20 protein-coding genes and 2 tRNA genes are annotated in these 15,153 nt (G+C 68.7%); 11 read left to right on the top strand and 11 right to left on the bottom strand.

What is annotated here, in order from left to right; translation table 11 throughout:
- The first annotated feature begins 25 nt into the window (after positions 1-25).
- Complete coding sequence (locus tag WEF05_00750) at positions 26-952, top strand: CehA/McbA family metallohydrolase (GenBank protein MEX1100428.1); 927 nt, start codon at positions 26-28, stop codon at positions 950-952.
- Positions 953-957: 5 nt separating this feature from the next.
- On the opposite strand, the gene WEF05_00755 is transcribed toward WEF05_00750, so the two are convergent.
- From WEF05_00755 to WEF05_00765, 3 genes are read right to left on the bottom strand one after another with little or no spacing between them, the layout of a single operon-like run.
- The gene (locus WEF05_00755) at positions 958-1,902 is read right to left on the bottom strand and encodes an ABC transporter permease (protein ID MEX1100429.1); all 945 of its coding nucleotides are present in this window, start codon (positions 1,900-1,902) and stop codon (positions 958-960) included.
- A 9-nt stretch (positions 1,903-1,911) separates the two neighbouring features.
- A complete protein-coding gene (locus WEF05_00760) occupies positions 1,912-2,877 on the bottom strand; it encodes an ABC transporter permease (protein MEX1100430.1) in 966 nt (321 codons plus the stop codon).
- 33 nt (positions 2,878-2,910) lie between these two features.
- Positions 2,911-4,755, bottom strand: a complete 1,845-nt coding sequence (locus WEF05_00765; protein ID MEX1100431.1) for an ABC transporter substrate-binding protein — start codon at positions 4,753-4,755, stop codon at positions 2,911-2,913.
- A gap of 167 nt (positions 4,756-4,922) precedes the next feature.
- Between WEF05_00765 and WEF05_00770 the strand changes: the two genes are divergently transcribed.
- Positions 4,923-5,750, top strand: coding sequence for an inositol monophosphatase family protein (locus WEF05_00770; protein MEX1100432.1), 828 nt, complete (start codon positions 4,923-4,925; stop codon positions 5,748-5,750).
- A gap of 130 nt (positions 5,751-5,880) precedes the next feature.
- Complete coding sequence (locus tag WEF05_00775; GenBank protein ID MEX1100433.1) at positions 5,881-6,594, top strand: TetR/AcrR family transcriptional regulator; 714 nt, start codon at positions 5,881-5,883, stop codon at positions 6,592-6,594.
- Between the two features lie 16 nt (positions 6,595-6,610).
- Here WEF05_00775 and WEF05_00780 read toward each other — a convergent pair whose 3' ends face one another.
- The 3 genes from WEF05_00780 to WEF05_00790 form a co-directional block, all read right to left on the bottom strand.
- Positions 6,611-7,891 carry an amidohydrolase family protein gene (locus WEF05_00780; protein MEX1100434.1) on the bottom strand — a complete coding sequence of 427 codons (1,281 nt, stop codon included), beginning with the start codon at positions 7,889-7,891 and terminating at the stop codon, positions 6,611-6,613.
- A gap of 79 nt (positions 7,892-7,970) precedes the next feature.
- Positions 7,971-8,486, bottom strand: coding sequence for a hypothetical protein (locus WEF05_00785; GenBank protein ID MEX1100435.1), 516 nt, complete (start codon positions 8,484-8,486; stop codon positions 7,971-7,973).
- Between the two features lie 58 nt (positions 8,487-8,544).
- Positions 8,545-8,619: transfer RNA gene (locus tag WEF05_00790), tRNA-Pro, on the bottom strand.
- A 150-nt stretch (positions 8,620-8,769) separates the two neighbouring features.
- Between WEF05_00790 and WEF05_00795 the strand changes: the two genes are divergently transcribed.
- On the top strand, positions 8,770-9,249 hold the full coding sequence (locus WEF05_00795; protein MEX1100436.1) for a hypothetical protein: 480 nt from the start codon (positions 8,770-8,772) through the stop codon (positions 9,247-9,249).
- 40 nt (positions 9,250-9,289) lie between these two features.
- Here WEF05_00795 and WEF05_00800 read toward each other — a convergent pair whose 3' ends face one another.
- The 4 genes from WEF05_00800 to WEF05_00815 all read right to left on the bottom strand — a co-directional run bounded on the left by WEF05_00800 (position 9,290) and on the right by WEF05_00815 (position 11,250).
- Positions 9,290-9,958 (bottom strand): TetR/AcrR family transcriptional regulator, encoded by a 669-nt coding sequence (locus WEF05_00800; protein MEX1100437.1) that lies wholly within the window; start codon positions 9,956-9,958, stop codon positions 9,290-9,292.
- Positions 9,955-10,851: a PhzF family phenazine biosynthesis protein gene (locus WEF05_00805; protein ID MEX1100438.1), complete on the bottom strand. Its 897-nt coding sequence runs from the start codon at positions 10,849-10,851 to the stop codon at positions 9,955-9,957. The genes WEF05_00800 and WEF05_00805 overlap by 4 nt, the downstream gene beginning before the upstream one ends.
- Before the next feature lie 2 nt (positions 10,852-10,853).
- A tRNA-Gly gene (locus WEF05_00810) sits at positions 10,854-10,924 on the bottom strand.
- Positions 10,915-11,250, bottom strand: a complete 336-nt coding sequence (locus WEF05_00815) for a hypothetical protein (protein ID MEX1100439.1) — start codon at positions 11,248-11,250, stop codon at positions 10,915-10,917. Before WEF05_00815 ends, WEF05_00810 begins: the two co-directional genes overlap by 10 nt.
- 123 nt (positions 11,251-11,373) lie before the next feature.
- On the opposite strand from WEF05_00815, the gene WEF05_00820 reads away from it, so the two are divergent.
- The 7 genes from WEF05_00820 to WEF05_00850 all read left to right on the top strand — a co-directional run bounded on the left by WEF05_00820 (position 11,374) and on the right by WEF05_00850 (position 13,787).
- Positions 11,374-11,550 carry an ArsR family transcriptional regulator gene (locus WEF05_00820; GenBank protein MEX1100440.1) on the top strand — a complete coding sequence of 59 codons (177 nt, stop codon included), beginning with the start codon at positions 11,374-11,376 and terminating at the stop codon, positions 11,548-11,550.
- A 29-nt stretch (positions 11,551-11,579) separates the two neighbouring features.
- Positions 11,580-11,942, top strand: a complete 363-nt coding sequence (locus tag WEF05_00825; GenBank protein ID MEX1100441.1) for a hypothetical protein — start codon at positions 11,580-11,582, stop codon at positions 11,940-11,942.
- The gene (locus WEF05_00830) at positions 11,942-12,208 is read left to right on the top strand and encodes a hypothetical protein (protein ID MEX1100442.1); all 267 of its coding nucleotides are present in this window, start codon (positions 11,942-11,944) and stop codon (positions 12,206-12,208) included. The genes WEF05_00825 and WEF05_00830 overlap by 1 nt, the downstream gene beginning before the upstream one ends.
- A 331-nt stretch (positions 12,209-12,539) precedes the next feature.
- Positions 12,540-12,680 carry a hypothetical protein gene (locus WEF05_00835; GenBank protein ID MEX1100443.1) on the top strand — a complete coding sequence of 47 codons (141 nt, stop codon included), beginning with the start codon at positions 12,540-12,542 and terminating at the stop codon, positions 12,678-12,680.
- On the top strand, positions 12,677-12,940 hold the full coding sequence (locus WEF05_00840) for a hypothetical protein (GenBank protein ID MEX1100444.1): 264 nt from the start codon (positions 12,677-12,679) through the stop codon (positions 12,938-12,940). The genes WEF05_00835 and WEF05_00840 overlap by 4 nt, the downstream gene beginning before the upstream one ends.
- Positions 12,937-13,344 (top strand): PD-(D/E)XK nuclease family protein, encoded by a 408-nt coding sequence (locus WEF05_00845; GenBank protein MEX1100445.1) that lies wholly within the window; start codon positions 12,937-12,939, stop codon positions 13,342-13,344. The genes WEF05_00840 and WEF05_00845 overlap by 4 nt, the downstream gene beginning before the upstream one ends.
- The gene (locus tag WEF05_00850) at positions 13,314-13,787 is read left to right on the top strand and encodes a PD-(D/E)XK nuclease family protein (GenBank protein MEX1100446.1); all 474 of its coding nucleotides are present in this window, start codon (positions 13,314-13,316) and stop codon (positions 13,785-13,787) included. The genes WEF05_00845 and WEF05_00850 overlap by 31 nt, the downstream gene beginning before the upstream one ends.
- Here the strand turns inward: WEF05_00850 and WEF05_00855 are convergent.
- Positions 13,700-14,881 carry an IS110 family transposase gene (locus tag WEF05_00855; GenBank protein MEX1100447.1) on the bottom strand — a complete coding sequence of 394 codons (1,182 nt, stop codon included), beginning with the start codon at positions 14,879-14,881 and terminating at the stop codon, positions 13,700-13,702. The two genes, WEF05_00850 and WEF05_00855, sit on opposite strands and share 88 nt — an antisense overlap.
- Between the last annotated feature and the right edge of the window lie 272 nt (positions 14,882-15,153).

The raw sequence follows: 15,153 nt of genomic DNA on the forward strand, positions 1-15,153 counted from the left end.
GGCTCGGCCGCCCGGGGAGCCCTCGATGATCACGAATCCGTTCCAGCTCGAAGGCGAGTGGCTGCGCGCGCAACTGCATTGCCACTCGACGAACTCCGACGGGGAACTCACCCCGGACGCACTGATCGCCCACTACGAGTGGGCGGGATACGACGTGGTCGCGATCACCGACCACTGGCACATCACGAAGCATCCCGGGACCGACCGCGTCCTCACGATCACCGGCGCCGAGCTGAACGCCGATCTGCCCGGCGACGAGCGCTACTGCGACCTCCTCGTGTACGGGATCGACCAGCTGCTCGACGACCCGGCCGTGCGTTCGAACAACTCCTTCCCGGACATGTCCACCGGCGCCCGGTGGGCGAACGAGAACGGGGGCGTCGCCTACCTGGCGCATCCGTACTGGAGCGGCGTGCGCCACGACCTGGTGGTCGCATCGGAGGGCCTCGCGGGGCTTGAGCACTTCAACGCAAGCTCACAGTCCGACGCCGATCGCGGCGACGCGAGCGCCCTGTGGGACGAGTCCCTCGAAGAAGGCGGTCCGACGTTCGGGCTGTGGACCGACGACGCGCACTACCCGGGGTTCGACCTCGATCGCGCGTGGACCTGGGTCCGCGCCGCCGAGCGCACGCCCGCCGCGGTGCTGGAGGCGCTCCGAACCGGGGCCACGTACGGCTCCACAGGACCGACGATCCTCGACGCCGTTCGCACCGAGACAGGGGTCGAGGTGCGGTGCAGTCCGGCGCGCGCCGTGCTCCTGCACACGAGCTATGAGCTCGGCGCGGGCGTGTGGGGCTCCCCGCGTCCGCGCGTCTGGTACGGCCGGGCACTGGAGACGACCCCCGACGGGCTCGTGACCGCGGCCCGCTTGGAGTTCGAGCAGCCGGTCGCGTTCGCGCGCGTCGTGATCCAGGATGCCGCCGGCGAACGGGCGTGGAGCAACCCGCTCTAGCGGCCTCAGCGACGTCGGAGCTTGGGGTTGACGATCTCGTCGAGCGCGTAGCCGCACATCGTGAACGCGAGACACACGAGCATCACGCACACACCCGGCGGGAGCAGCCACCACCACTGGCCGGCCGTGAGCGCGCCCGCGTCGAACGCCTCGCCGATCGTCTGCCCCCACGAGACGCTGCGCGGGTCCCCCAACCCCAACAGCGACAGCGTGGTCTCGGACAGGATCGCGAGCGCGACGGTCAAGATCGTGTTGGCGAAGATCACAGGGAACACGTTCGGGAACACGTGCCGGGTCACCAGGTGCCAGCTCCCCGCCCCGAGGGCACGGGCGCGCTCGACGTAGGGGCGTTCGCGGACGGTCAAGGTCTGGGCGCGAACGAGCCGTGCGGTGCCCGCCCACGACGTCACGGCGATCACGAGGATGATGTTGGCGACCGAGGCACCCAGGATCGTCGCCATCACCGCGGCCAGCGCGATCCAGGGGATCACGAGGAACCAGTTCGTCAACGCGTTGAGCACCCCGTCGAGCCTGCCGCCCGCGAACCCCCCGGCGAGCCCGACGATCGAACCGATCAGCATCGTGCCCACCGTCGCGGTCAGTCCCACGAGCAGCGAGATCCGCGCTCCCCAGATCAGCAGCGAGACGACCGGCCGGCCGACGTCGTCGGTACCGAGCCAGAACTCCGACGAAGGTGCGGCGTTCAAGGGGTTCGTCGTGATCGTCTCGGTGGGATCGATGCTCGACGGGTCGGCGAGCAGGGGCGCCGCGACCGCGATCACCACGAACACGAGCAACGTGACGAGGCCCGTCACCCCCATCGGACTGTGGCGGAACACGCGCCACACGTCGCCGAGCGACCGTCGCCGTCGTTGCCATGCGAGGCGCCGACCCGACACGTCGACGCGAGCCGATCCGGTGGCGTCGGGTTCGGTCGCAGGCGTGCGCATGCGGATCCCTCAGCCCTCCCGGACCCGCGGGTCGAGGTAGCCGTAGAGGACGTCGGCGATCAGGTTGAACACGAGCACCGACACCGTGAGCAGCAGGAACAACGCCTGCAGCAGCGGGAAGTCCTGCTGGCCGATCGCCTCGGCCGTCAGCCTGCCGAGACCGGGGAAGCTGAAGATGTACTCGGTCACCACCGCTCCTCCGATCACGTACCCGAAGCTGTACAGGACGAGGGTCATCGTCGGGAGGAGCGCGTTGGGAACGGCGTGCTTGCGGCGGACCTGCGATTCGTTCAGTCCCTTGGCGCGAGCGGTGCCGACGTAGTCCTCGCCCATCGTCTCAAGCAGCGACTCGCGCATCACGACCGAGTAGGAACCGATGTAGCCCAGCCCCAACGTGAGCACCGGGAGCACCAGATGATTGAGCACGTCGATCACATACGCCATCCCCGTGAGCCCGGGTGAGGAGTACCCCGCCGCCGGGAACCAGCCGAGCCAGCCGGAGAACACGAGGATGAACGCGATCGCGAGGACACCCTCCGGGGTGGAGTACAGGGCGAGCGAACCGATGTGGGTGACCTTGTCGAAGCCGCTCCCCCGCCGCCACGCGCCGCGGATCCCGATCCACAGGCCGAACACCATCGAGAAGATCGTCGACAGTCCCACGAGCAACAGGGTCGGCATGACCCGCTCGCCGATGATGTCCCAGACGGGCCGTTGGGTCCGGGCCGAGATCCCGAAGTCGCCGCGCAGCGTCGCGCCGACGTAGGTCACGAACTGCTGGCCGAGCGGCTCATCCAGCCCGAAGAGCTCGATCTGCTCCTGCTGCTCCTCGAGGCTGAGCTCCTGCTGGCGCGCGAGCAGCCGCACCGGGTCGCCGGGCATCACGCGGAACAGGAAGAAGTTGAGCACGAGCGCGAACACGAGCGTCCCGAGCAGCCCGAGGCACTTGCGGACGAGGTAGCGACGGACCCCCATCCGCCTCAGCGCCGCCGGAGCGTTGCCCGCTCGCTACTCGCGGTCGTCGGCGTTCCCGCGGCGTCGCAGCACGAGCACCGCCCCCGCGATCACGAGGGCGCCGGCGACCACCGCGATCCACACCGCGCCCGACACGCCGCTCGAACCGGTCGATGCCGTCGACGCGCCCTCGACCGGCTTCAGGTTGATGTAGGAGTACGGACCCCAGCCCATCACCAGGAAGCCCTCGGGCTGTGGAGCGGGCACGTACCCCTCGAACCGATCGTTCCGGTAGGCCTGCAGCTGGTTGTAGTAGTAGAGGACGAGCTCCGCGTTGTCCTCGTACAGGTATCGCTGCATATCCAGGGTCATCTGCTTACGCGCCTCCACGTCGGTCTCTACGCGCTGCTCCTCATACATCCGGTCGAACGCCGGATCCGAGTAGCACCCGTCGCTCCAGACCCCGCACATGTCGGTGGTGAACACCGACAGGATGAAGTCGGGATCCGGCTCGGGACCCCACCCCCAGACGTAGGCATCGAAGTCGCCGTTGCCCCACCTCGTGCCGGCCTCGCCGCCACCGACCACGTCCACGTTCACGAGGACCCCGACGTCTTCGAGCCAGCCGGCGATCAGCCGCAGCGACTTCACTGCGGCCGGGTCCGACGACTGAACGAAGGTGTCCAGTTCGAAGGGCTCGCCGTCGGGCATCTCGCGGATCCCGTCACCGTCGGTGTCGTCGTACCCGGCGGTATCCAGCAGCCGCTGCGCCTCGGCGGGGTCGAATCCGATCTCCTCCCCCGGCTCCGGGTCCCAGTGGTACGGCGACAGGGGCAGCGTCACCGAGGTGCCCACGGTCCCGGTCCCCAGCAGGACGTTGTCGACGAGGACCTGTCGGTCGATCGCGTGCGCGATCGCCAGACGCACGTCGGCGTCCTCGAGCGCGGGATTCGGGTCGGCCTTCTCACTCTGGCCACCGAAGTTGAAGGCGAAGTTCGTGAAGTACCCGGCGGTTCCCTCGTGGATCGTGATGTTCTCGTCCCCCTCGAGGGACCGCCACAGGTTCGGGTTCAGACCGTCGGCGATGTCGATCTCGCCGGACTTCAGCGCGGTGACCATCGCCTCTTCGTTCGAGTACACGCGGAACTCCACCCGGTCGATCGTCGGGGTCGTCCCCCAGTACTGCTCGTTGCGCTCCACCGTCCAGAACTGGTCGCTCTCCCACTCGGTGAGAACGAACGGCCCGCTGCCGACCGCGGGGACGTTCTCGAACGAACGCGCCTCCTCCAGCGTCATGTCTCCGTAGATGTGTTCGGGCAGGATCGGGATCCACGGCGGCGTGAGCGGGGCTCGGGTAGGTTCGGATGCGCGCCAGATCAAGGTCGTGTCGTCGGGCGCCTCGAACGTCGGCGGCTCGACGCCGCGCACCGCTCCGAGGTAGGCCTTGTAGAGGTTGATGTCCTGCTCGACGATGAACGAATAGGTGAACGCCAGATCCGCGGCCGTCAGCGGCTCTCCGTCGCTCCAGCGGACGCCGTCGCGGATCGTGATCTCCCACGTTCGCCCGCCGTCGCGGACCTCGTAGTCGGTCGCGAGCCCGAGGTCACCGGGCTCGAGCGTGACCGGATCGAAGTTGAACAGCATGTCGTAGGTCAGGAACAGCATCTCGTAACAGCCGCACCCACCGGCCGTGAAGACGCTGGGGCTGTCGAGGTTCGTCAGGGTTCCGACCCGGAAGACGATCTCGTCATCGGGGGCGGCCGAGGTACCCGCCGGGCTGGCCCCGTCCTCCTGCGCGAGCGCCGCCATGGGGAGCGCGGTGACCATGGCTGCGAGCACCAGCGCGGTGACGACGCCGAAGCGACCGCCGAAGCGCCTGTTGCGGAGCGACCTGTCCACGAGCGTCCCCTCCCGTCGCGGCCTGCGACGGCTCGCCGGCCCGCACCGGGTTGCCGTCGGTCCACCGGGGCGACCGTCGGTCACCTCCGGCCGCCTATGCAAGCACTCCCCAGTATGCGGGCTCAAGGCGGGCCGCTGACCCGGGGTCGCGTTGGTAGCCTCCCCGCGTGCTGGAAGCCGAACTGTCCTTCGCGCTCGAGCTCGCCGACCGGGCCGACGCCCTCTCGATGGAGTATTTCCGGACCGACCTCCACGTGCGGGAGAAGCCCGATTCCTCCCCGGTGACCGAGGCGGACGTGCGCGTGGAGCGCCTCCTCCGAGGCGCGATCGAGGACCGGTTCCCCACCGACGCCGTGCTCGGGGAGGAGGACGGTCTCGACGGCGAGGGCAGCCGGCGGTGGATCCTCGACCCGATCGACGGGACCAAGAACTACGCCGACGGCGTCCAGGTCTGGGCAACCCTGATCTGCCTCGAGATCGACGGAGAACCCTTGCTCGGGGTCGTCAGCGCCCCGGCCCTCGGGGAGCGCTACCAGGCCGTTCGCGGTGAGGGCGCCATGCTCAACAACCGTCAGATCCATCCCTCGCGTGCCGACCGGATTGATCGCGCGTTCGTCGTGTTCAACGATGCGGCGGACTGGGTCGACGGCGAGTACGCCGCCGGCTTCGGGGACATCGTGCGCACGGCGCGTCGCGCGAGGGGGTTCGGCGACTTCTGGGGGCACATGCTCGTGGCGCGCGGCTCGGCCGACGTGATGCTGCAACCCTCACTCGCCACGTGGGATTGGGCCGCCCTCCAGGTCGTCGTGAAGGAGGCGGGTGGGCGGATGAGCACGCTCGAGGGCGACGTCCTGCGTCACGGCGGCAGCGTGCTGACGTCGAACGGGCGCCTGCACGACGAGGTGATCGTCCGGCTCGCGCACGGGAGGCGCGAGTCACGCGTTCCCGGCCGCGACCCGCTGACGACGTCCGAGCCCGACCGAGGGGCTGACTGACCCCGGGTTCTCCGACCCGGGGCGAAGAGGTTGCGCGATCCCGTCCGAGCCTCGTACTCTGACCGCAAGTCAGACCGGGGAGGGCGATCCCCTTCCTGTTCGGACCCGGGAACGATGGATCGGAGCGATGATGCCTGACCTGAAGTCACACAAGTCGACGGCGCGCTCGGAGGCCAAACGCGAGCGGATCGTGGACGCCGCGATGCGCAACTTCGCCGAGCACGGATATCAAGGGGCGCGGGTCGAGGACATCGCGAGCGAGCTCGGTATCGCGAAGGGCTCGATCTTCCAGCACTTCGGCAGCAAGTCCGGTCTGTTCTTCGAGGCGTACAAGAAGGCCGTGTTCGCGATGCCCGCCTGGCTCGACGCTCCGGAGTCGGTGCTCGAGGAGGGCTTCTTCAGCACGGTGCTGTACTGGCTCAAGCGCACCGAGCACCTGATCCAGGACGACTGGGTCCCCAACCGGGTGCTGTTGATCGGCAATTACGGCACCGACCTCCAGCTCAAACGTGAGATCAACCGGTTCCTCGTGTCGGAGGATCCGTACGGAACGCTCGACTTCGTCGAGTACGGGATCGGACGCGAGGAGGTGCGCCGCGACGTCGATCTCGACATGGTCGTGTCGATGCTCGACTGGCTCGCCGAACGGTTCCAGGACGCCCTCGTCACCGAGGAGCTCGATCCGGGACTGTTCCATCGCCGCGGAGTGCCGAACCGAACCGACGTGCGGATCGAGCAATTCGCGACGCTGCTGCGCAGCGCGATCGGGACCACATCGGTGCGGGCGTCGGCGGCCGCGATCGCGACCGCCGACGAGGACGCCCCGGCGAACGCGGCGACCTGAGGGTCGCGGGCCGTTCCTACCTCTCGTCGTCGGCCCGGGTGTCCTTGACGATCTCGCCGCCTTTGATCACGAGGGCGACGTCTTCGAACGCGCCGATGTCGGCGAGGCCGTCGCCGGCCACCGCGACGAGGTCCGCGAACTTCCCGGGCGCGATCGAGCCCACGCGGTCGGACCAGTCCATGCACTCGGCGGCCACGATCGTCGCGGACCGGATCGCCTGCATCGGCGTCATCCCGAATCGGACCATGTACGCGAGCTGCTTCGCGTTCCATCCGTGGGGATAGATGCCGGAGTCGGTGCCGAAGCCGCATCTCACGCCGAGCTCCACCGCTTTGGCGAACCCATCGCGCTGCGCCTGGGTCGTCTCGGTGTTCTTGCGCAGCGTCTCGACCGGCCAGCCGTGTTCGCGGCCCATCTCGTCGATGTAGTCGCCGCAGTAGATGTCGGCGACGAGGTAGGTCCCGTGGTCGCGCATCATCGCGATCGCCTCGTCATCCATCAGCGATCCGTGCTCGATCGAACGGACCCCCGCGCGCACCGCCTGCTTGATCCCCTCGGCGCCATGCGCATGGGCGGCGACGAACGTACCGTGCTCGGCGGCCGTCTCGACGGCGACGCGCAGCTGGTCCTCGGTGAACTCGGGGGTGCCGGGGTTCGTTCCCTGTGTCATCACCGCGCCCGTGGCGATCACCTTGATGAAATCGGCATGGAAGTGCAGGATCTCGCGCACGCGCGTGCGCACCTCGTCCACGGAGTTCGCCACGCCGAATCGGAGATCCCGTGGAACCACCGCGTCGACGTCGGCCGCGAGCCCGGTCACGTCGCCCCCTCCCTGGGAGCAGGTGAGGTAGGCCCCGGCGCACAGCATCCGCGGCCCGGGGGTCCAGCCCGCCTCGATGCCGTCGCGCAACGCCACATCGACGAACGCTCGGAACGTGCCGACGTCGCGGACCGTCGTGAACCCCGCCTCGAGGGTGTTCCGCGCGTTGCGGACTCCGTTCATCGCCTCCTGGGCGCCGCTGCGCATCACGAGGGCGGCGTAGTTCGCGCCGGTCTCGACCTCGGTCTGTCCGACGAGGTGCGCGTGCAGGTCGATCAAGCCCGGAGACACCGTGTGGCCCGAGAGGTCGAGGACCTCGATACCCGCCGGCAGGTCGGGATCCGCGTCGGTCCACGGGCGCACCTCGTGGATCCGGTCCGAGGCGAGCAGCACGAGCTGATCGGTGCGCACCTCGCCGGCCTCGACATCGAGCAGCCGGCCGGCGCGGATCGCGGTGGTGATCGTCGCATCGGTCATGCCGCGAATCCTACGCGGGACCGAGCCCGTGCCGTGGGCTCGGGCCTGCCCCGGCCGTGACCCCGGGTCGCAGCGGCGGTCAGCCGCGCCGCGTGGTGCGCCCGCGCGCCGCGGTGCGCCCGGAAGTGCGCGCCGGGCCCCGGTTGCGTTTGAGCGCGGCCAGTGCGTCGTCCTCGGTGACGATACGCCGCAGGTAGTTCCACAGTGCGAACCGGTCGCACGTGGTCTCGGCCGAGCTCTTGCGGCCGAGCCGTTCCTTCAGGAACCAGTGCATCCACTCATGGCAATAGAGGAACCGCAGCACCTGCCGGGGGGTGCGGAACGTCACCCCCTCGGTCAGCCAGATGAACCGGATGCCACGACCCTCGCGCCGCATCGCCCCGTAGGGGACGACCTCGCCGAAGGGCAGGAACGGCTCGGGGACCTGCAGGACGATCTCGCGGGCATCGAAATCGGTCAAGGCCGAGAGGTGGGGCGAGGTCCGGTAGCGGAACGGCTTGACCACGACCCGGTACCCCGGGCAGTCGGGCAGGCCCTCGAGCATCCGGCGGACCTCGGCGACGGGCAGATCGGCGTGACGGGAGACGATACGCATGCTCGCCACTGTACGGACGGTGTCAGACACGCAGGTGGATGCGGCCGCTTCGTCCCGGTCGGGGCGGCGGGACTCGAACCCGCGACCTCGTGCTCCCAAAGCACGCGCGCTAGCCAGGCTGCGCTACGCCCCGTCCCCACGAGCCTACCGGGCGCAGCGCCTCGAGACTCCTAGGACGTGTCTCCTACGTCGGTGAGCAAGAGCAGCACAGCTGCGAGGACGAGGCCGCCGCGGCAGACGATGCGCCGATAGCCCCTTCGGCGCGACGTGGCATGATGTCGAGATGGCTGAGAAGAAACTCGCAAAGAAGACCGCACAGAGCAAGCGCACCACCGCGAGCACGTCCGGCGGATTCACCGCCGAGGAGCGGGCGGCGATGAAGGCCCGTGCTCAGGAGCTGAAGGCGGAAGAGCGCGCGAACAAGAACAGGGCGGCCGGAGAGAAGGACCTGCTCGCGGCGATCGCCGGGATGAAGGGAAAGGATGGCGCCATCGCCAAGCGGCTCCACGCGATCATCTCCGCGTCCGCGCCAGACCTCTGGCCGAAGACCTGGTACGGGATGCCCGCGTATGCCAAGGACGGCAAGGTCGTCTGCTTCTTCCAGGCCGCGCAGAAGTTCAACGCACGGTACGCGACGATCGGCTTCAGCGACGAGGCCAGCCTCGACAAGGGCGCCATGTGGCCGACCTCCTTCGCGCTGAAGGAGCTGACCGCCGCCGAAGAGACGAAGATCGTCGCGCTCGTGAAGAAGGCGGTGCGCTGAGCACTGAACGCTGCCGAAAGGCACGATAAGGAGACACGTCCTAGGTCCCGGAGCCGCCGATACCGGTGCGCAGCAGCTCGGTGACCTCCCGGATCCGGGCCTCGCGGCGCTCGGGACGGTAGGGCTTGCGGTGGATCAACCCGGGGTCGAGCTCCTCGGCAACGAGGGCGTCCTGGAACCGCTCGGCCACCCAGTCGAGCATCGACGCGACCGTCTCGACGTCCACGTCCCCACGGATCTCCCCGCGGCCGATCCCGAACTCGATGAACTCGAGCGTTCCGTACGGGTCCTCGCTGCGCATGAAGCGGTTGATCGGTCGCCGGAGCCCGAAGCCGGTGTCGTACCGGCCGAGCATCGCCACCCGGTTCGGGACGGGGTCCTCGAGCGTGTACTCCTCCGTCCGATCGAACCACCACTCGAGCGTCGACCAGAACCCGGCGTCGAGGACGTCCTGAGGGGCGTCGAGCCACGCGGGCAGCAGTGAAACGGCGCGTTGGTACGCGGCGAGGAACAGCCCCTCCTTCGATCCGAACCCCACGAACACGGTTCCCTTCGCGACGCCGACCTCCGCTGCGATCGCGTCGACGTGGGTGTCTCGGTACCCGTGTTCGGCGAAGTGGCGCATCGCCGTTTCGACGATCCGCTCCCGTCGCTCCGCGGCGGCGACCCGCGGGCTCGTCCCGGCGGACGGAGTGTCGTCGTCCGTCACGATCCCTCCAGGTCGAACCCGCCGTCACCGACGATGCGGACCCCGCCGCCGACATGGACGGTCCACGCCTCGTTCTCGCGCGCGGCGTCGACGAACAGCTCGCTCGGCCGCCGCACCTGTGCTCCCTGCGAGATGCGCACCCTGCCGGGCATCCCCGCTACCGAGTGCTCGGCGAGGTAGGCACCGAGCGGCCCCGCGGCCGATCCCGTCGCGGGATCCTCGCCGATACCGACCCCTGGATCGAACATGCGGGCGGTCACCGCCCCGTCGCCTTCGACCGCGAACAGGTAGAGCGCGTCACCGCCGACCTGCGCGCACGCCTCGCGCACCGCTCGCCCGTCGCGTTCCGCGCGGCGAAGGGTCTCGAGATCGCGGACGGGAACGATCACCGGACGTAGCCCGGTCGACACGACACGCACCGGGAGCGCCGGATCGAGATCGTCCTCCGCGAGCGAGCTCGCCCGAGCCACCACCGCGCGATCGGTCACCGGCGGATCGAACAGCGCCGGCAGCTGCCGCATCCGTGCTGCGTGCCCGTCGATGTCCACGACGACGGGGAAGTCGCCGGCCGCGACCTGCGCGGTGATCTCCGGCGGGTCCGGGTCGCCGACTGCGCCGCCCGCGCCCACGCGTCCCTCCGCAATGAGCAGGTAGCTCGTCCCGAGGGTGGGATGGCCCGCGAACGGGAGCTCCTCGTCGGGAGTGAAGATGCGCATCCGGAAGCGATCGCCCTGGATACCGGTCACGAACGTCGTCTCGGAGAACCCGATCTCGAGCGCGATCGTCTGCATCGCGGCATCGTCGAGCCGACCGGGATCGGGGACGACGCACAGCTGGTTCCCCGCGAACGGCCGGTCGCAGAACACATCGAGGAGGCGGAACGCGACTCGCATCGAGCGGGTGACGGGAATCGAACCCGCGTAACCAGCTTGGAAGGCTGGGGCTCTACCATTGAGCTACACCCGCGTAAGGCTCGGGTCCCAAGTTAGCAAGTCGCGCGACGAGCACTCCAGTGCGCGAGCCACAACCTCGATAGTCGACAGCGTGGGGTTGTGCAGCGGCGTGCGGGGATCGTGAACCCACAGGCGCGAGCGTTCGATCGCCGAGACGGTGTTCTTCCCCCCGCTGTCCCCCAGCTCCTTGCAGCGCTCGGCTAGATCGCGCTGTCCCATCTTCGGGAACCGACCCGTCCGGCGACGGAACACCTGCCACCCCAGCACGGCGGCGTCAGGTGGCCTCTCCTCAGGTGGCCGCTTCTCGGGCGGTTCGGGCACCTCAGCCCGCTGTGCCATGCCTTTCAGCCCCTATCCCCTTACCCGTGAGCCCCCTTTATGGGGCCTCTGACCTGCGGGAAAGGGTAGCCTCCCCGTCCTCGCTTGACAAGAGCCGAAGGGCGGGTCTACTGTCCCCGTCTGATGGGACAGCGGACCACTTCACAGGGCGACACGCTCCGGCGGCGAGCCATTCGGGCCCTCCACCGCGAGGACCTCACGCCCCGAGAGATCGCGGGATTGCTCCACCTCTCCCCCCAGGCGATCTACCAGCACCTGAAGGCGATCCGCGAGCAGGACCAGCGCACCGACGCCGCCTGATCCGGCGGCAGATAGGAGGCACCGGCCACATGGATACCGACCTGAACCACCGACCGGACACCGAGAGTGAGTTCGCCCTGCGGGTCCGCGATCAGATCGCAGCGAAGTATCGGAACGAGGGGCGGTGCTGGTGCGAGGGCCGGATCACGGCGGCGCGCATGGAGCGCTCCTTCCTCGGGATCGACCAGCTCTGGATGCGCTGTGACTCCGGACACTCGGCCCTGGTGGATCTGCCCGACAAGTCGACGCGCCACGCGACCGACGAGCCGTGCGGCTGCATCACCGACGGGTGGGGGTTCGTCCACGTCCCGTGCTTCGAGCACGCCCGTGAGGACGCTGCGTTCGAGGCTGGGGACCGGCACTACGACGACATCAGAGCGGGCGTTCTGTGATGGCGGTCGACGCGACGCGGCTCGTCACGAACGAGGACGCGGACGTGATCCGCGCTCAATGCCGAGGCGACGAGTACGCGCTGAACCGGGTGCCGGACGCGATCACTCTCACCCTCCTCGACACCCGCGACGAACAGACCCGCGTGATCGAGCGACTGCTCGAGGTCGATCGCGCGCACGGCGGAATCGAAGGTGCGGGCGAGGGTTGCGAGTGCGCGACGTGTGACGCCTACCGGCTGCTCGCGCGTCTGCGGGGTGAGTCGTGAGCCTCCGCTTCGTGGCCGTGCCCACTCTCGGGGACTCGCGCATCTCCATCACGATCGCGGGCCACCCCGGAACGGTCGCACACCAGGTGCACGGCACGATCGGTCGCGAACTCGTTGACCTGGCGAACAGAGCCGAGTCGTCGGAGACGGCATTGTTCGAGCTGACAACGCGCCTAGCTCAGCGCCAGTGCGAGCCGGTCAGCGATCACTATCTCAACCCCGAGTGCACGGATCCGGTTGAGGACGGAGGACGCCCTCCAACTGAATGGTGCATTCCCTGTTCGGCGCGGCACATCCTCAGCACCCTTCTTGCCGGTCGGAGTGGTGACTGATGTACGACCGCGACCTCGAGTACGCGGATGAGTTCGACTACCAGGAGTCGCTCGCCGAGGCGCAGTGGACCGAGGACGACGCCTTCATCGAGTGGGCCGAGCGGATCGACACGATCAAGGTCAGCGAGGGCTACCTGTGAGCGACCGCGCCTCCGCCGCGAGCCACGCCGAGCGCGCCAGCATCGAGCGCCGTGAGCCGATCCGCCCGTGGGAAGAGGTCTGCGCGACGTGCGGCGGAGGCGGCGAGGGCGGGCCCGGCTACAAGGACCACGTCGACGGCCGTTGGGTCGCTCCCCCCGCGTGTCGCGACTGCGGCGGCTCGGGCGTCGTGCCGAGTGCCGAGGGCGCCGTGTTGCTCGCGTTTCTCGCCGAACACCCGCGAGAGATGGGGCTGCCGTGAGCGTCGAGCCGATGCCCGTGCCGGGATCCCACCGCGCAGAGCCCGAGCTCCCCGAGCCCGAGCGCCGGCCGCTGAGCTGGACACAGATCAGCCAGTACGCCGACTGCGGCCGGGCATACGAGCTCAAGTACCGGGATGCCGTCCCGCAGATGCCGAAGGGCGCGCTGATCGGCGGCGGCGCGATCCACACGGCAATCGAGGCCGCGTATCGCGAGGGCTGGTGGCACGAGGAGATCACCCCTGCCTCCAACCTCTGGATCTTCTACCTCGAGGAGTTCACGCGGCGCTGCGAGGACGCTGAGGGTGGCCCCGAAGCGATCGTGTGGGGCGGGCGCAAGGACGCCGCTGGCGTACCGGGCGAGGGCTTCGAGTGGTGGACGGGCCACCCGCCGCCTCGATGTTGATCCGTGCCCAGGAGGTCGTGCACGCCGACGAGATCGCGGGCGTGCAGCAGTACCGCGACGACGGCATCGAGGTGAACGTCCGCGCCGTCACCGAGGCGGGCGAGGCGACGAACGCCTACCTGGATCGCCTGCTCATCAGCGGTGACGGCGAGCTGATCGTCGACGACTGGAAGACGGGCAAGGTCAACGGCGCGAAGGAGCTCCAGCTCGCGCTCTACGCCTGGTCGGTCGAGCAGACCACCGGGATCGCGGTCGGGCAGGCGCGCTTCATCTATCTGCGCGCCGCCAAGCTCGAAGCCCGCATCGTGCCGATCGACCTTCCGCGTTTCCTCCCCCTCGTCGAGCCCTTCGCGGCTCAGACAACCGCCGGGATCGAGGCCGGGGCGAGGCATCCGTGGAGGATGCCGACGAGTCGGTTGGCCACGACACGTAGCGCCTGGTGATGGGTCTTGCCCTTCCCACGTTGGGCGTCGTAGCAGCGACGTGCGCCTTCGGACTTCGTGAGGGCGGTGAAGGCCCACATGTGGCAGGCATCGAACAGCCGGGTGTTGCGAGCGAAGCGGGCAAGCACGACGCGGCGAGAGCCGGATGCCCTCGTGATGGGTGAGGTCCCCGCGTAGTTCCGCCGTGCCCTAGCATCGCCGTAGCGGGTCGGATCATCTCCGAACTCGCCCAGCACCCGGGCGCCGAGCACGATGCCGAGTCCGGGAAGACTGCGCAGAACCTCGGCGTCCGGGTGCATCTCAAAAGACCGTTCCAGCTCGCTACCCAGATCATCGATCTGGGTGTTGAGTCCTTCGATGAGACCGACGAGGGAGCTCACGATCACCCCGAAGGCATGCTCGATGCGTGCGGGTGCGTGGAGCTGCTCGGATCGGAGGGCTCCCTGGATCTTCTCCGCGCGTGCGGCCAGGTTGCGCTGGCGCCCTCCCCTGGCCAAGGCACTGGAGATCTTGGAACGCGACAGCGTCTTGCCGAGCGCCGGGGTTGGGGCGATCCTCAGGACCGCAAGCGCATCTGAGGAGGCAAGATCGGTGCCGAAGGCCTCGAGCGCCTGCGGATAGAACTCACGCAGCGCGCTCCGCAGCCGGTTCACGTGACGACGGCGTTCCCACACGAAGCTCTGGTGGATCCGCGCGATGAGCTTGATCTCTTCGGAGAGCTCCGAATCACCTGCGATCGGGCGCAGGTTGTGCCGATCGGTCCGCACGATGTCGGCCAGCACCTTGGCATCGCCTGGATCGGACTTGGCCCCTGAGGTGGAGTGACGGTCACGATAGCGATCCACCGAGAGCGGGTTGATCGCGTAGACCGCGTATCCGGCCCCGACCAGAGCCCCCACCAGGAGCCCTCTGTCGGTCTCGATGCCCACGATCACCTCATCTGGCTCTTCAGCGTGTTCGGCGATCACCCCATGGAGCTGAGCGAGGCCCTGAGTTCCTTCGGGCACCCGGATGCCGGCGAGCGTGCGGCCCTCAGCGTCCATCACGCAGACGTCGTGGTGACGCTCGGACCAGTCGATCCCGACGAACATCATGTGCACTCCCTTCCCTCTCGACGGTCTCGAGCCTGAAGGAGTGCGCGGCGTCCTAATGGATCAGTGCTCTTGTGGCACGACATCCCACCAGTGGTCGGCTCCTCACCGCCCGGCGGGGGCCCGATCTAGACTTAGGGCTCCACGGCCCTGGTCTACGAAGGGCTCACCCGCCGGTGGCTCGGAGAGCAGTCTCTTCCATCGGCTGCTCTGGAGCCATTAGGTCCAGTGGAGGTCGGCCCGTACGTCCATCGGGCCGATGAGTGGTGCAGAGA

The sequence above is a fragment of the Actinomycetota bacterium genome, from assembly GCA_040881665.1.
Classification (GTDB): Bacteria; Actinomycetota; UBA4738; order UBA4738; family HRBIN12; genus JBBDWR01.

Coding starts and splice junctions, on each gene's coding strand:
- WEF05_00780 (MEX1100434.1), bottom strand. CDS start 7,891: ATGACCGATGCGACGATCACCACCGCGATCCGCGCCGGCCGGCTGCTC.
- WEF05_00750 (MEX1100428.1), top strand. CDS start 26: ATGATCACGAATCCGTTCCAGCTCGAAGGCGAGTGGCTGCGCGCGCAA.
- WEF05_00755 (MEX1100429.1), bottom strand. CDS start 1,902: ATGCGCACGCCTGCGACCGAACCCGACGCCACCGGATCGGCTCGCGTC.
- WEF05_00815 (MEX1100439.1), bottom strand. CDS start 11,250: ATGGCACAGCGGGCTGAGGTGCCCGAACCGCCCGAGAAGCGGCCACCT.
- WEF05_00760 (MEX1100430.1), bottom strand. CDS start 2,877: ATGGGGGTCCGTCGCTACCTCGTCCGCAAGTGCCTCGGGCTGCTCGGG.
- WEF05_00830 (MEX1100442.1), top strand. CDS start 11,942: ATGGCGGTCGACGCGACGCGGCTCGTCACGAACGAGGACGCGGACGTG.
- WEF05_00795 (MEX1100436.1), top strand. CDS start 8,770: ATGGCTGAGAAGAAACTCGCAAAGAAGACCGCACAGAGCAAGCGCACC.
- WEF05_00775 (MEX1100433.1), top strand. CDS start 5,881: ATGCCTGACCTGAAGTCACACAAGTCGACGGCGCGCTCGGAGGCCAAA.
- WEF05_00855 (MEX1100447.1), bottom strand. CDS start 14,881: ATGATGTTCGTCGGGATCGACTGGTCCGAGCGTCACCACGACGTCTGC.
- WEF05_00805 (MEX1100438.1), bottom strand. CDS start 10,851: ATGCGAGTCGCGTTCCGCCTCCTCGATGTGTTCTGCGACCGGCCGTTC.
- WEF05_00825 (MEX1100441.1), top strand. CDS start 11,580: ATGGATACCGACCTGAACCACCGACCGGACACCGAGAGTGAGTTCGCC.
- WEF05_00785 (MEX1100435.1), bottom strand. CDS start 8,486: ATGCGTATCGTCTCCCGTCACGCCGATCTGCCCGTCGCCGAGGTCCGC.
- WEF05_00820 (MEX1100440.1), top strand. CDS start 11,374: ATGGGACAGCGGACCACTTCACAGGGCGACACGCTCCGGCGGCGAGCC.
- WEF05_00835 (MEX1100443.1), top strand. CDS start 12,540: ATGTACGACCGCGACCTCGAGTACGCGGATGAGTTCGACTACCAGGAG.